Origin of the sequence: Sporolactobacillus nakayamae (assembly GCF_900113325.1) — a bacterium.
In the GTDB taxonomy this organism is placed as follows: Bacteria; Bacillota; Bacilli; order Bacillales; family Sporolactobacillaceae; genus Sporolactobacillus; species Sporolactobacillus nakayamae.
This window is the reverse complement of the sequence record NZ_FOOY01000023.1, coordinates 13,895-28,529: the sequence shown is the minus strand read 5'-3', so window position 1 is coordinate 28,529 and position 14,635 is coordinate 13,895. Positions and strand designations below refer to the sequence as shown.

At 45.1% G+C, this 14,635-nt stretch carries 14 protein-coding genes and 1 other annotated feature; all 14 genes read right to left on the bottom strand.

The genetic code is table 11. From position 1 onward, the window contains the following. Window positions 1-88 precede the first annotated feature (88 nt). The 14 genes from rpsG to BM003_RS13845 all read right to left on the bottom strand — a co-directional run bounded on the left by rpsG (window position 89) and on the right by BM003_RS13845 (window position 14,633). On the bottom strand, window positions 89-559 hold the full coding sequence (gene rpsG, locus BM003_RS13910; protein WP_093674101.1) for a 30S ribosomal protein S7: 471 nt from the start codon (window positions 557-559) through the stop codon (window positions 89-91). Between the two features lie 28 nt (window positions 560-587). Beyond that, entirely contained in the window at window positions 588-1,001 is a 414-nt protein-coding gene (gene rpsL / locus BM003_RS13905) for a 30S ribosomal protein S12 (protein WP_093674099.1), read from the bottom strand. A 98-nt stretch (window positions 1,002-1,099) separates the two neighbouring features. Next, on the bottom strand, window positions 1,100-1,351 hold the full coding sequence (locus BM003_RS13900; protein WP_093674097.1) for a 50S ribosomal protein L7ae-like protein: 252 nt from the start codon (window positions 1,349-1,351) through the stop codon (window positions 1,100-1,102). 84 nt (window positions 1,352-1,435) lie between these two features. Next, on the bottom strand, window positions 1,436-5,062 hold the full coding sequence (rpoC, locus tag BM003_RS13895; RefSeq protein WP_093674095.1) for a DNA-directed RNA polymerase subunit beta': 3,627 nt from the start codon (window positions 5,060-5,062) through the stop codon (window positions 1,436-1,438). A 164-nt stretch (window positions 5,063-5,226) separates the two neighbouring features. Next, window positions 5,227-8,748, bottom strand: a complete 3,522-nt coding sequence (gene rpoB / locus BM003_RS13890; protein WP_093674093.1) for a DNA-directed RNA polymerase subunit beta — start codon at window positions 8,746-8,748, stop codon at window positions 5,227-5,229. Window positions 8,749-8,916: 168 nt separating this feature from the next. Further along, a complete protein-coding gene (locus BM003_RS13885; protein WP_093674091.1) occupies window positions 8,917-9,513 on the bottom strand; it encodes a class I SAM-dependent methyltransferase in 597 nt (198 codons plus the stop codon). Window positions 9,514-9,622: 109 nt separating this feature from the next. Continuing rightward, window positions 9,623-9,985: a 50S ribosomal protein L7/L12 gene (rplL, locus tag BM003_RS13880; protein WP_093674089.1), complete on the bottom strand. Its 363-nt coding sequence runs from the start codon at window positions 9,983-9,985 to the stop codon at window positions 9,623-9,625. 117 nt (window positions 9,986-10,102) lie between these two features. Next, complete coding sequence (gene rplJ, locus BM003_RS13875; protein ID WP_093674087.1) at window positions 10,103-10,606, bottom strand: 50S ribosomal protein L10; 504 nt, start codon at window positions 10,604-10,606, stop codon at window positions 10,103-10,105. A gap of 56 nt (window positions 10,607-10,662) precedes the next feature. Next, window positions 10,663-10,808, bottom strand: a sequence feature (ribosomal protein L10 leader region). 63 nt (window positions 10,809-10,871) lie between these two features. Then, on the bottom strand, window positions 10,872-11,564 hold the full coding sequence (gene rplA / locus BM003_RS13870) for a 50S ribosomal protein L1 (protein WP_093674085.1): 693 nt from the start codon (window positions 11,562-11,564) through the stop codon (window positions 10,872-10,874). A gap of 105 nt (window positions 11,565-11,669) precedes the next feature. Further along, window positions 11,670-12,095 carry a 50S ribosomal protein L11 gene (gene rplK, locus BM003_RS13865; RefSeq protein ID WP_093674083.1) on the bottom strand — a complete coding sequence of 142 codons (426 nt, stop codon included), beginning with the start codon at window positions 12,093-12,095 and terminating at the stop codon, window positions 11,670-11,672. A 201-nt stretch (window positions 12,096-12,296) separates the two neighbouring features. Beyond that, entirely contained in the window at window positions 12,297-12,833 is a 537-nt protein-coding gene (gene nusG, locus BM003_RS13860; protein WP_093674081.1) for a transcription termination/antitermination protein NusG, read from the bottom strand. Window positions 12,834-12,889: 56 nt separating this feature from the next. Beyond that, window positions 12,890-13,087: a preprotein translocase subunit SecE gene (secE, locus tag BM003_RS13855; protein ID WP_093674079.1), complete on the bottom strand. Its 198-nt coding sequence runs from the start codon at window positions 13,085-13,087 to the stop codon at window positions 12,890-12,892. 312 nt (window positions 13,088-13,399) lie between these two features. After that, window positions 13,400-14,047 (bottom strand): RNA polymerase sporulation sigma factor SigH, encoded by a 648-nt coding sequence (gene sigH, locus BM003_RS13850; RefSeq protein WP_093674077.1) that lies wholly within the window; start codon window positions 14,045-14,047, stop codon window positions 13,400-13,402. A gap of 76 nt (window positions 14,048-14,123) precedes the next feature. Continuing rightward, entirely contained in the window at window positions 14,124-14,633 is a 510-nt protein-coding gene (locus BM003_RS13845) for an NYN domain-containing protein (protein ID WP_093674075.1), read from the bottom strand. Window positions 14,634-14,635: the final 2 nt, after the last annotated feature.

Here is a 14,635-nt window from a genome sequence, read left to right as displayed (position 1 = left end):
TTTGTTGATGTTCAAAATGTTAGGAAGAAAGAGCGTGAGCATTGTCTCGACTCTTTCCAACTTCCAAATTGAACATCGATTTTTTTCATTACCAGCGATAATGAGCGAAAGCTTTGTTCGCTTCAGCCATTTTATGCATGTCTTCGCGCTTCTTAACCGATGCGCCTGTATTGTTAGATGCGTCGATAATTTCGTTAGCCAACCGTTCAACCATCGTCTTTTCCCCACGAAGTCTTGAATAATTAACTAAGTAGCGAAGTCCTAAAGTTGTCCGGCGTTCCGGACGAACTTCAACCGGTACCTGATAGTTAGATCCGCCGACACGGCGAGCTTTAACTTCCAGGACAGGCATAACATTTTTTAATGCCTGCTCAAAAATTTCCATTGGTTCTTGGTTCGAACGTTCTTTAATCAGATCAAACGCTTGATACAGAATGGTCTGAGCCTTTCCCTTTTTTCCATCTTCCATAATCCGGTTGATCAAACGTGTGACCAATTTGGAATTATAGAGCGGATCAGGCAGTACATCTCGTCTTTCGACAGGGCCTTTTCTAGGCATGTTAATTCCTCCTTCCAGTTAGTAGTTATTAAGCCTTAGGTTTCTTTGCGCCGTACTTCGAGCGGCTTTGCTTACGATCAACAACGCTTGCCGTATCCAAAGCGCCGCGAATGATATGATAACGCACACCAGGAAGGTCCTTCACACGTCCACCGCGAATCAGGACAACACTGTGTTCCTGAAGGTTGTGACCGATTCCCGGGATATAAGCGTTGACTTCGATGTTGTTTGACAAACGGACACGCGCATATTTACGAAGCGCAGAGTTTGGCTTCTTCGGTGTCATTGTGCCAACACGAGTACACACGCCCCTCTTTTGTGGAGCAAAATCATCAGTCAACGATTTTTTGAAACTGTTGTAGCCTCTGTTCAACGCAGGCGCCGTAGACTTTCTGATTTTTGACTTGCGTCCTTGACGAATTAATTGATTAATTGTAGGCATTTACCTGTTCCTCCTTTCAAATTTCTAAACCCACTGATCCAGGCGGTTCTTTTCTCGCGCAAAAAATTGTTTTTGCAAGAATTGCTCTTGCAAAAACATTATTTTTTTATCGCAACAGCCGATGCTCCGACTTCAATGCCGCAAGCTTGGCCTAACTTCTTCATTGAGGCCACTGTGCTCACAGGCACTTTCAATTCTTCCGCAAGTGTCAGTACTTTATTGGTAACACGTACATCGGCATCTTCAGCTACGACAACCTCTTTAACTCGGTCCTCTTTTAAAGCCTTGATTGCCTGTTTCGTGCCAATAATGACTTCGTTCTTAGATTGTGTCACTTTTTCATAAGACATCTCAAAGAATCCTCCAAAGTAACAAAGTGTAAAAGAACACTAAGACATAATAGCACCAGCCATTGTTCATTGTCAATGGCTGAATCAACTTTCTTGATTCATAAGTGCTCGGGCAGGTTGCGGATTGGCAACCGTTGAATCTGATCCGTCTTCAGTTTCTATAACGACATTGCGATACCTTGGCATGCCTGTTCCTGCAGGGATCAGTTTGCCAATAATAACATTTTCCTTCAAGCCAAGCAGTTCATCGACTTTCCCCTTAATGGCTGCATCAGTTAGTACGCGAGTCGTTTCCTGGAACGAAGCCGCGGACAAGAAGGAATCTGTCTCAAGAGCCGCTTTTGTAATACCAAGCAGTGCCGGATGTCCGGTCGCCGGCATTTTACGATGCAGCAGTACATCGCGGTTATCGTCTTTAAAGCGGTGAATGTCGACAAGTGCGCCTGGCAAAACAGATGTATCTCCGCTGTCGATGACGCGAACCTTGCGCATCATTTGGCGTACCATAACCTCAACGTGCTTATCGCCGATTTCCACACCTTGCATACGATAAACCTTCTGAACTTCACGAAGCAGATAATTCTGTACACCTTGAAGTCCTACAACATGCAGAAGTTCTTTCGGATCGATAGACCCGCTGATCAGCGGCTGTCCGGCTTTAACTTCATTTCCCTCGGCAACTTTCATTCGTGAACTAAGCGGTACCGTGTAAGTTCGGGTTTCCATGGCACCCTTAACGACAAGCTCGCGTTTATCCTTTAATTCACTTACTGATGTCACCGTTCCATCAATCTCAGAAATGACCGCTTGCCCTTTTGGATTACGGGCTTCGAACAATTCTTGGATACGAGGGAGACCTTGGGTGATGTCGTCTCCGGCAACACCGCCTGTATGGAACGTACGCATGGTCAGCTGTGTACCCGGTTCGCCGATGGATTGTGCGGCAATAATACCAACCGATTCACCGACTTCAACTTCGGACCCTGTCGCCAAATTACGTCCGTAACACTTCTTGCAGACACCGTGTCTGGTTTCACAAGTAAATACTGTGCGAATTTCAACCTCGGTAATGCCCGCTTCAACGATTTTCGTTGCGAGGTCTTCATTGATCAATTCATTCTTCTTAACAAGTACTTCATCAGTATCCGGATGGTAAACGGTCTGATTTGCTGTACGGCCTACCAAACGGTCATACAGGCTTTCAATCTCTTCGTTACCTTCACGGATCGCATGCACGACAATACCGCGATCCGTACCACAATCGTCTTCCCTTACGATTACATCTTGCGCTACGTCGACAAGACGTCGGGTCAGATAGCCTGAGTTCGCGGTTTTAAGCGCGGTGTCGGCAAGTCCCTTACGAGCACCGTGTGTTGAAATAAAGTATTCCAACACGGTCAGCCCTTCACGGAAGCTTGAGATAATTGGAAGTTCAATGATACGACCAGAAGGATCGGCCATCAAACCACGCATACCGGCAAGCTGAGTAAAGTTGGAAGCATTTCCTCGGGCTCCTGAATCACTCATCATGAAGATTGGGTTTGTCTTTGCCAATGAGTCCATCAACTTGGACTGAATCGTGTCTTTCGCGCCACTCCAAATACCGACAATACGCTCATAGCGTTCGTCTTCAGTAATAAGGCCTCGGCGGAATTGTTTGGTTACCTTTTGTACATTTTCTTCGGCATTATCCAAGATCTCTTGCTTCTCAGGAAGCACGATAACATCGGATACACCAACCGTAATACCTGCTTTGGTCGAATACTGGAAACCGAGAGCTTTCAAACGGTCAAGGAACTTAGACGTTTCGGTAACTTTATATTTTTTAAATACTTCTGCGATAACGTGCCCGAGATAGCCTTTTTTAAACGGTAAAATCTCTTCACGCGATGCAATTTCTTTCGGAATATCCGAGCCCATTGGAACAAAGTATTTGTCCGGAGTCGCTACCTGCAAATTGTGGTCTGTCGGCTCATTAATATATGGGAATGTCGGCGGGAGTACATGATTGAAAATCAATTTCCCGGGAGTCGTCAGCAAGTATTCCTTATTTTGTTCTTCCGTAAATGTCGGATTATGTGTCGACGCCGCCGGAATCGCAATACGCGAATGCAGATGAACATAACCGTTGTAATAAGCGATCATAACTTCTTCGCTATTTTTGAAAACTTTTCCTTCACCGATGGCACCTTTTCGTTCAAGTGTCAGATAGTAGTTACCCAAAACCATATCTTGAGAAGGCGTAACAATTGGCTTGCCATCCTTAGGATTCAAAATGTTTTGCGCGCCAAGCATCAGCAAACGAGCTTCAGCCTGTGCTTCTGCGGACAGCGGCACGTGAACGGCCATCTGGTCGCCGTCAAAGTCTGCGTTGTATGCGGTACATACGAGCGGATGAAGACGGATCGCGCGTCCTTCAACAATCCTCGGTTCAAACGCCTGAATACCAAGACGGTGCAATGTAGGGGCGCGGTTGAGCAGAACCGGATGCTCCTTAATCACATCTTCAAGGACACCCCAAACGTCCGGATGAATTTTTTCAACTTTGCGTTTTGCACTTTTGATATTATTGGCAACACCGCGGCTAACCAGTTCTTTCATAACGAACGGCTTAAAAAGTTCCAAAGCCATTTCTTTAGGCAGACCGCATTGATACATTTGCAGCGTTGGTCCCACAGCGATAACAGATCGCCCTGAATAGTCGACACGTTTTCCCAGCAAGTTCTGACGGAAACGTCCGTTTTTACCTTTCAACATATGTGAAAGTGACTTCAAAGGTCTGTTACCCGGCCCGGTAACAGGACGACCGCGACGACCATTGTCAATAAGCGAGTCAACCGCTTCCTGCAACATTCGTTTTTCGTTTTGGACAATAATACTAGGTGCTCCTAGTTCAAGGAGACGTTTGAGACGATTGTTGCGGTTTATGACTCTCCGATAAAGATCGTTTAAGTCTGAGGTTGCAAAACGTCCACCGTCAAGTTGAACCATTGGACGCAGTTCCGGCGGAATGACAGGAAGTACATCCAGTATCATCCAAGAAGGTTCATTGCCGGACTCGCGGAAGGCTTCAACAACTTCAAGCCTTTTCACTGCGCGGGTTCTTCTTTGCCCTTGAACACTTTTCAATTCTTCTTGCAAGGTTTCTGATTCTTTGTCTAAATCAACATCCTGCAGAAGCTTTTTAATGGATTCAGCGCCCATGCCTGCTTTAAATGCTTTACCATATTTTTCACGGTAAGCGCGATATTCTTTTTCAGACAGAAGCTGTTTTTTCTCCAGCGGTGTATCGCCGGGTTCAGTCACTACGTAAGATGCAAAGTAGATGACTTCTTCCAAAGCTCTTGGAGACATATCCAACAAGAGACCCATTCGGCTCGGAATGCCTTTAAAATACCAGATATGGGACACAGGAGCTGCGAGTTCAATATGGCCCATGCGCTCTCTGCGCACCTTTGCCCGAGTAACTTCAACACCGCAGCGATCACAAACAACGCCCTTGTAACGAACGCGTTTATATTTGCCGCAATGACATTCCCAGTCCTTGGTCGGCCCGAAGATACGTTCACAGAACAGACCGTCCTTTTCCGGTTTCAATGTTCGATAGTTAATTGTCTCCGGCTTTTTCACTTCGCCATGAGACCAAGACCTGATTTTATCAGGTGAGGCTAAACCAATCTTCATAAATTCAAATTTATTGACATCCAGCAAGGGGGCAACCTCCCTTATATTTTCAGTGTCTGGCATTAAGTGCCATCGCTTTAGTTCACCGAGTTGTTGTATGTTAGAAAACCGTTCGGACACTCAGGGAGAATAGCGGCAAAAATCGCTTTCTTCATGCGTCGCGCTTTCTATAAGAGGTTGATTCATAGAACTCAGACTTGTACATTCAGGCTGTCGTCAAGTGTCTCTTCTTCATCCTCAAGCTCTTTAATGACGATCTCTGAGTGGTCGCCATCCAAAACCTTAACATCCATACCAAGGCTTTGCAGTTCCTTGATGAGTACCTTAAACGATTCAGGAACACCCGGTTCAGGAACATTCTCACCTTTGACAATGGATTCATAGGTTTTCACACGTCCAACAACGTCGTCCGATTTAACAGTAAGGATTTCTTGAAGTGTGTGAGCTGCTCCATATGCTTCAAGCGCCCAAACCTCCATTTCACCAAATCGCTGACCGCCGAATTGCGCTTTACCGCCAAGCGGCTGCTGTGTAACGAGCGAGTAAGGTCCGGTTGAACGCGCATGCAATTTGTCGTCAACCATGTGCGCTAGTTTGATCATATACATAACGCCAACCGATACGCGGTTATCAAACGGCTCACCGGAACGACCATCATAAAGAACGGTCTTGCCGTCTCGGGAAAGTCCGGCTTCTTCAAGGGTGCTCCATACATCCTCTTCACGAGCACCGTCAAATACTGGCGTTGCAATGTGAATGCCCATTTCACGGGCAGCCATACCCAGGTGAAGTTCAAGCACCTGACCAATATTCATACGGGAAGGCACACCCAGCGGGTTAAGCATGATGTCCAAAGGACGGCCGCTCGGCAGGAACGGCATATCCTCTTCAGGAAGGATTTTAGAAATGACACCTTTGTTTCCGTGGCGTCCGGCCATTTTATCTCCTTCGTGAATCTTACGCTTTTGAACAATATACACGCGGACAAGCTCATTTACGCCCGGCGGCAGTTCATCTCCCGCTTCCCGTGTGAAAATCTTGACATCGTGCACAATGCCGCCGCCGCCATGCGGCACCTTCAGTGATGTGTCACGTACTTCACGCGCTTTTTCACCAAAAATAGCATGGAGCAGACGCTCTTCGGCAGTAAGTTCCGTAACCCCTTTTGGCGTTACTTTTCCGACAAGAATATCACCATCGCGTACTTCCGCACCGACACGAATGATTCCGCGGTCGTCGAGGTTCTTCAATGCATCTTCGCCGACATTCGGTATATCCCGTGTTATATCTTCAGGTCCGAGCTTCGTATCACGAGCGTCGGATTCGTATTCCTCAATATGAATGGATGTGTACACATCATCCTTAACCAGACGTTCATTCATGATAACGGCATCTTCATAGTTATAACCGTTCCATGTCATGAATCCGACCAGTACGTTGCGTCCCAATGCAAGTTCGCCCATATCCATGGAAGGACCGTCGGCAATAATTTCACCTTTGGAAACAACATTACCAGTCTTAACAATTGGTTTTTGATTGTAGCACATTCCTTGGTTCGAACGTTCAAATTTGGAGAGTTTATAAGACACAACATCTCCTACAACGTCGCGACCGTCAATGTTTTCCAATGTACGGATCTTGATCACACGTGCGGACACGTATTCGACACGCCCACGGAATTTTGAACGGATCGCAGCACCGGAATCGCGGGCTGATACATATTCCATACCCGTTCCGACAAGCGGTGCTTCCGGACGAAGAAGCGGCACGGCCTGACGCTGCATGTTCGCTCCCATCAGCGCACGGTTAGAGTCATCGTTCGCAAGGAATGGAATGCATGCCGATGCGACAGACACAACTTGCTTTGGTGATACGTCCATGTAGTCGACACGTTCTTTATGAACAACCAAGTTCTCACTTCGGAAACGTGCAAGAATATGATCATCCATAAATTCACCGTCATCACTAAGTTCAGCGTTTGCCTGTGCAACAACATAATTATCTTCTTCGTCAGCAGTCAAGTAATCAATGTGTTCGGTTACTTTCCCTGTATCCGGATCAACACGGCGATAAGGCGTTTCAATAAACCCGTACTTATTCACACGCGCATAACTCGATAATGAGTTAATCAAGCCGATGTTCGGACCTTCAGGTGTTTCAATCGGGCACATACGGCCATAGTGAGAATAGTGGACGTCACGCACTTCCATGCCGGCACGTTCACGAGTCAAACCGCCGGGTCCGAGGGCTGACAATCTTCGTTTGTGTGTTAGTTCAGCCAGAGGGTTGGTCTGGTCCATGAATTGCGAAAGCTGAGAGCTCCCAAAAAATTCCTTGATGGACGCAATTACCGGACGGATATTGATCAGCGCTTGCGGTGTGATGCTGTTTGTGTCCTGAATCGACATGCGTTCACGAATCACACGCTCCATGCGCGACAAGCCAATGCGGAACTGGTTCTGCAACAATTCACCGACGGAACGGAGCCTACGGTTGCCCAAGTGGTCAATGTCGTCGGTGTCGCCGATTCCGTGAAGCAAGTCAAAGAAATAGTTGATTGAAGAAAGAATATCAGCTGGTGTAATGTGCTTGATTGATCGGTCAATCACGCAATTGCCCATAACACTGACCACTTTACCCTTATCTTCATCAAGAGGTGAGTAAACGTCGATTTTCTGAACACGGATCGTTTGTCCCGCAATCACACCTTCCGAAGGTGTATAGTCGACGAAGCCCAGTTTCTTTTCAATCGTCGGAAGAAGACGGTCGAGTGTCCGGCGGTCGAGCAGTGTTCCTTCATCAGCCACAATTTCTCCTGTTTCCGGATCAACAAGTTTCTCAGCGAGTCTCTGATTGAACAGTCTGTTTTTGATATGAAGTTTCTTATTCATTTTATAACGTCCGACATTCGCCAAATCATAGCGTTTCGGATCGAAGAAACGAGCTTCAAGTAAGCTTTTCGCGTTTTCGACAGTCGGCGGTTCGCCCGGACGCAGACGTTCATAGATTTCAACAAGCGCCTTGTCTGTACTGTCGGTGTTATCTTTTTCCAATGTGTTTCTTAGATATTCATCTTCACCGAGGAGATCAATAATCTCCTGATCCGTGCTGAATCCAAGAGAACGCAAAAGAACCGTTACTGGCACTTTCCTTGTACGGTCGATTCTTACATAGACGACATCTTTTGCATCCGTCTCATATTCAAGCCATGCCCCGCGGTTAGGTATAACCGTAGCACCGAAGCCTTTTTTACCATTTTTGTCGACTTTATCATTAAAGTAAACGCTCGGTGAACGAACCAGCTGAGAAACAATAACTCGTTCCGCTCCGTTGATAATGAAGGTTCCGGATTCTGTCATCAATGGGAAGTCACCCATAAACACTTCCTGTTCCTTCACTTCGCCTGTTTCTTTATTGATTAGCCGAACTTTAACACGAAGCGGCGCGGCATACGTCACATCACGCGATTTTGATTCATCAACTGAATACTTTGGTTCACCCAAACTATAGTCGACAAATTCCAAAATAAGATTTCCCGTAAAATCTTCCACCGGAGAAATATCTTGAAACATTTCTCTGATTCCTTCGTCAAGGAACCACTGATAGGAGGCGGTCTGAATTTCAATAAGATTAGGGAGTTCCAGCACTTCTTTAATCCGAGCGTAGCTCCTGCGTTGGCGGTGGCGTCCGTATTGTACGAGTTGACCTGTCAACTATTTCACCCCTCAAATCAAGCATATTGAAAAAACCGGCAAACCATACTTCTAAGCTTACCGCAGTCCAAAAATTATGTGATTAGTTTTCCCAAAAATAGGGATCCCTATACCGACAAAAAGATCAATGTTAGCATTGAGACATAATATCATACACAATATTCATTGTCAATCTTTTCTTGCACAAAAAATAGAGTAGCCTTTTTTCTTTGCTGCAATATCAACGCGCCCATAGAGTGATTGAAGCATCTTCAAAGCAGATGGCGCGCCTTGTTTTTTTTGTATGACTGTCCAGAGTTCGCCTTTTTCTTTTAAATAATGATGGGCATCTCTGAAAATCTGATGGACCACTTGTTTTCCGGCGCGAATCGGCGGATTGGTGACAATCACGGCGTAGCTGCCCGACACCTGTTCAAATAGTGAACTCTGCAGGACAACCGGTTCAACTTGATTTTCCAAGGCGTTTTTCTTCGCCAGGGCTACGGCACGTTCGTTAATATCAACCATCGTCACAGCTCGCTGCGGAAAAGATTTTGACAGGGCAATTCCTATTGGACCATACCCGCACCCCATGTCCAAAAAACCACCTGAAATTGCAGGTTCACGAAAAGTTTCGATGAGTAATGCAGATCCAAAATCGATTGCGTTCTTTGAAAAAACTCCCGCATCCGTCGTAAATAGGAAGTCATGCTGTCGTAGTACCGCTCTTAAGGAATATGGATGGCTTTCCACATGGGGGTGCTCCGAATAATAGTGTTCAGTCATAAGATTCATCCCCTTCAACAGAAGAAAAATAGGCGGCCGTTTGCATGTCACAAGATGTATTTTTATTTAAAAAGAAAAGGCCCGCGCAAGCGCGGGCCTTTTCTAGAACTTATTTCAGTTCTACTTTTGCGCCAACTTCTTCAAGTTTGCCTTTAAGTTCTTCGGCTTCTTCCTTAGCAGCGCCTTCTTTTACAGGGCTTGGAGCACCGTCAACCAATGCTTTTGCATCTTTCAGACCAAGACCTGTGATTTCGCGAACAACTTTGATAACTTTAATCTTCTGAGCGCCTGCATCAGCAAGAATAACATCAAATTCTGTTTGTTCTTCAGCTGCGGCAGCACCAGCGCCTGCTTGAACGGCAACTTGAGCTGCTGCCGTTACACCAAATTCTTCTTCGATTGCTTTAACGAGATCGTTCAATTCAAGAACGGACATTTCCTTAACTGCACCAATGATTTCTTCCTTAGTCATTGTATATAATCCTCCTCATTTTTCGTTTTTCTTTTAGTGATGTTCAGAAAGTCAGTGAAAAGGAGAGTAGTAATGTCCTCATCCCTTTGTGTCTTTCTTCAAATGACTTCTTCAAGATTAAGCTTCTTGTTCTTTCTTCTCGGCAACGGCTTTGACGCCCAATGCCAAGTTGCGGATCGGAGCCTGCAGAACGTTGGCCAGCATTGAAAGAAGACCTTCTCTGGATGGCAGTTCGGCAAGAGCTTTGATTTCATCAGCAGAAGTCAGTTTGCCTTCGATAACGCCTGCCTTGATTTCAAGAGCCTCATGATCTTTAGCGAAATTGTACAGTACTTTCGCCGGAGCAATAACGTCGTCTTTGCTGAATGAAACGGCTGTAGGTCCCTTCAAAGCATCATCGAGTTCGGAAAGACCAGCAATTGCTGTCGCACGACGAGCAAAAGTGTTCTTGTACACTTTATAGTCAACGCCTGCTTCTCTCAATTGTTGACGCAGTTCCGTAACTTCCGCAACGGAAAGGCCGCGATAGTTGACAACAATCGTTGCCACGCTATCTTTTAATTTACCGGAAATTTCATCAACAATTTTCTTTTTTCCTTCTATAATTTTCTCGTTACTCATGATTCTTCGCACCTCCTCTTTCGCGTTATATCCGTATCAGTATTTCCCCCACTTTTAGGCCCATCAAAAAAGCCCTCGATCCAGAAGACACGAGGGCTTGATCTATCAAACAAAAAGTTATCAAGAACTTGCTAAACCTCGGCTGGGATTAATTAAGCACTAATGATGCCCCTGCTGTCTACGGCTAATCATTTAATTTACACAACATGAAACATTATATTGATTTTACTGTAGTATGTCAACCTAATGATTCAATGCCGGGTTATTATTTTACAGATGCAACTGCTACCTTAACGCCAGGTCCCATTGTTGATGACACAGCAATGTTCTTTAGGTAGGTACCTTTCGCCGCGGCTGGTTTTACTTTAATAAGTGTTTCAACCAACACCTTAAAGTTTTCAACCAATTTCTCATCTTCAAAAGAAACTTTACCGATCGGCACGTGAACGTTTCCGTCTTTCTGAGCGCGGTATTCAACTTTACCTGCTTTAATTTCTTTAACTGCCTTTTCAACATCGAAAGTTACCGTGCCCGTTTTCGGGTTTGGCATCAAACCTTTAGGTCCGAGAACACGTCCCAGACGACCAACCTGAGCCATCATATCCGGTGTCGCAACAACGACATCGAAGTCAAACCAGCCACCGTTGATCTTCTCAACGTATTCAGCTTCACCAACGTAATCCGCTCCGGCCGCTTCTGCTTCCTTCGCTTTTTCACCCTTGGCGAAAACGAGTACTCGTTGCGTTTTGCCCGTACCATTTGGCAGTACAACAGCGCCACGAACCTGCTGGTCGTTTTTACGTGTATCGACGCCCAAACGGACAGCGACATCGACGGATTCATCAAATCCAGCAGAAGCGATTTTCTTTACCAAGCTAACTGCTTCTTCAACGCTATACGCTTTTGCGCGATCAACCGCTTTAGCCTGTTCTTGATACTTTTTACCTCTTTTAGCCATTAGAAATCCTCCTTCGTGGTATTAACGGTTTGCATATGACCTCCCACCAACCATAAACAAAAAAACATGCGAATCAAACAGTTGCTTTATTCGCCCTGTAACCGATCAATCTTCGACAACGATACCCATGCTGCGCGCGGTTCCTTCAACCATGCGCATCGCAGATTCAACATTTGCCGCATTCAGATCAGGCATCTTCATTTCGGCAATCGCGCGGACCTTGTCGCGTTTAATTGTCGCAACCTTTTTCGTGTTCGGCGTGCCTGAACCGGATTGAATACCAGCTTCTTTCTTAAGTAGAACAGCGGCTGGCGGTGTTTTGGTAATAAACGTAAATGAACGGTCTTCATAAACAGAAATAACAACCGGAATAATCAGACCTGCCTGATCAGATGTCTGGGCGTTAAATTCTTTACAAAAGCCCATAATGTTAACGCCCGCCTGGCCCAATGCCGGACCAACTGGCGGAGCCGGATTTGCTTTGCCTGCTGGAATCTGCAGTTTAACTAGCTTGATTACTTTCTTTGCCATGAGAGCACCTCCCTACAACAATTTGTGGTACGGGTTTTCCCCTCCCACTCCTACATTACCTCTATGGCTTCTTGCACTTCGTGTGACTTGCGATGGTGAGATCGGATAAAATCATACAAACATCAAGATTATACAATCGGCAAACGCAAATTGCAAGGTTTGATCAAACAACTTTTTGCGATCATTCCTAAATTAGGACCCTTAGTCGAGCTTTTTAACTTGATTAAAGTCGAGTTCAAGCGGTGTTTCACGTCCGAACATATTCACATGTACTTTCAGTTTGGCTTTCTCTTCATCAATGCTCTCAACGCTTCCAATAAAGTCGGCAAATGGTCCTTCTTTAACTTTGACCTGCTCTTTAAGTTCGAAGGTAAGATCGCTGACTCGCTCTTTAAGACCCATTTGTTTAAGAATTGAGTCAACTTCTTCTTGTAGAAGCGGAATTGGCTTAGAACCGGAACCTGTTGATCCGACAAAGCCTGTAACTCCCGGTGTATTGCGCACAACATACCAAGAATCATCGGTCATCACCATTTCCGTTAGCACGTAGCCAGGAAACACTTTCTTCATGGCTGTTTTCTTTTGACCATTCTTAATCTCTGTTTCTTCTTCCATAGGCACAAGAATACGGAAAATCTTATCCGCCATACCCATGGATTCAACCCTTTTCTCAAGGTTTGTTTTTACTTTGTTTTCGTAACCCGAGTATGTGTGAACAACATACCAGTTCTTCTCCATATCGTTTTTCCTCCAAATGATTGCCTTGTCCGTTACCAATTAGCACGGGAAAACAATCATTGATTTGTAATCACACGCAGAAGCTGGGAGATCCCCAGATCAATAACAACGAAAAAGAGCGTCAAAAAGACAACGGTCACAATTACAGTTACCGTGTACTTCACTAGTTCTTTACGTGTTGGCCAAGTGACTTTTTTCGATTCAGTGACAATGTCTCGGAAAAATTTTCCGGTTCCCTTGATAATGCCCGCCATAGGTGTTACCTCCGCTAATCAGATTATTTCAGTGTCTATTCGTATATGTCTTGCAATTCCAACACGATTTATGGGATTCAACCTGCATCTCATGTCCCCGGTCATCTTCTGAATAATTAGTTGCGTTGCGGGTCTGGGACATGCAGTCTCACTCCAGATCGTTGTCTAATCGGAGATGGGCGCTGCATTTTTCTGCAAGTAAAAGAAAGAAAGGCGCTAATCCGCCTTTCTTGTTGTTCATCATATACTAGATACAATTTATCACAAAGCTCTGCAGCTTGTCAATAATACACGAATCACGCGCTCAGTTGATCATATGCTGAATTCTTCCAGATGCATGCTGTGTTCCAGTTTTCGTTTTACACGTTGCAACGCATTGTCAATTGATTTGACATGCCGCTTTAAATCAACAGAGATTTCCTGATACGTCCTGCCGTCAAGATACTGCCTAAGTACCTTGCGCTCTAAATCACTTAAAACGCGCGAGAGCTTCTCTTCAATATCATCGTATTCCTCGCGGCTGATCAGCATTTGCTCGGGGTTGTTTGATTCCGCTTCGCATACCACATCCATCAATGTCCGTTCTGATTCTTCGTCATAGATCGGTTTATCGAGTGACACGTACGAGTTAAGCGGAATGTGTTTTTGACGGGTCGCCGTCTTGACGGCAGTAATCATCTGACGTGTAATGCATAACTCCGCGAATGCCTTAAACGAAGCCAACTTGTCTCCCCGGTAGTCTCGGATCGCTTTAAAAAGTCCGATCATTCCTTCCTGAATGATGTCTTCGCGATCCGCCCCAACAAGAAAATAAGCTTTTGCTTTGGCGCGCACAAAATTCTTATATTTAAAAATGAGATACTCCAGGGCTTGGTTATTGCCTTCATGAACCGCTTTCAATAATTCTGTGTCATCTAGTGAAACAAATGCAGCGTTTGCCTTAACCGGATTACCAATCATCTTTAATCCCCCCGAGCACTAGGATGCCTTTTGTTAGAATATTATACATTACAATTTTTTAAATCGTCAAGAATATTCAAAAACCTCTCCGCATCTGTTCCAATTTTTCTCGTATCGCTTCATCAAGATAAATTTTTGTGATTGACGACGGCGCTCGTTCATTTGTCGTGCTTTTCTTGATTTCACGTTCAATATTGCCGATTTCTTCAATCAATTCGCGAGAAGGCTTTCTCAGAGCACCTTGAGAAAAAACTGCCCATTGTTCCGCCATGTCCGATGTTGCAACGTGGATTCGTGTCTTAACATTTTGCAGTTTTTTAATCAGTCCTTCGATTTTCTGATCCGCTTTCTCGCTTTTTTTGGTATAGATGACTTCAATTTTTGACTTCTTCGTCTTCGTCTCCTTGCCGGGAATCAGATAGGCGTCGAAAATTAAAATCACGCGCCAGCCGGTGACTGCCTGATACTCCGATAACTTATCAATCAGCAAATTTCGAGCACTTTCGAAGTCATTTTTTTGAAGTTCCTTCAGCTCGGTCCAAGCCCCTATGACATTGTAGCCGTCGACAATCAGAATATCGTTCATCG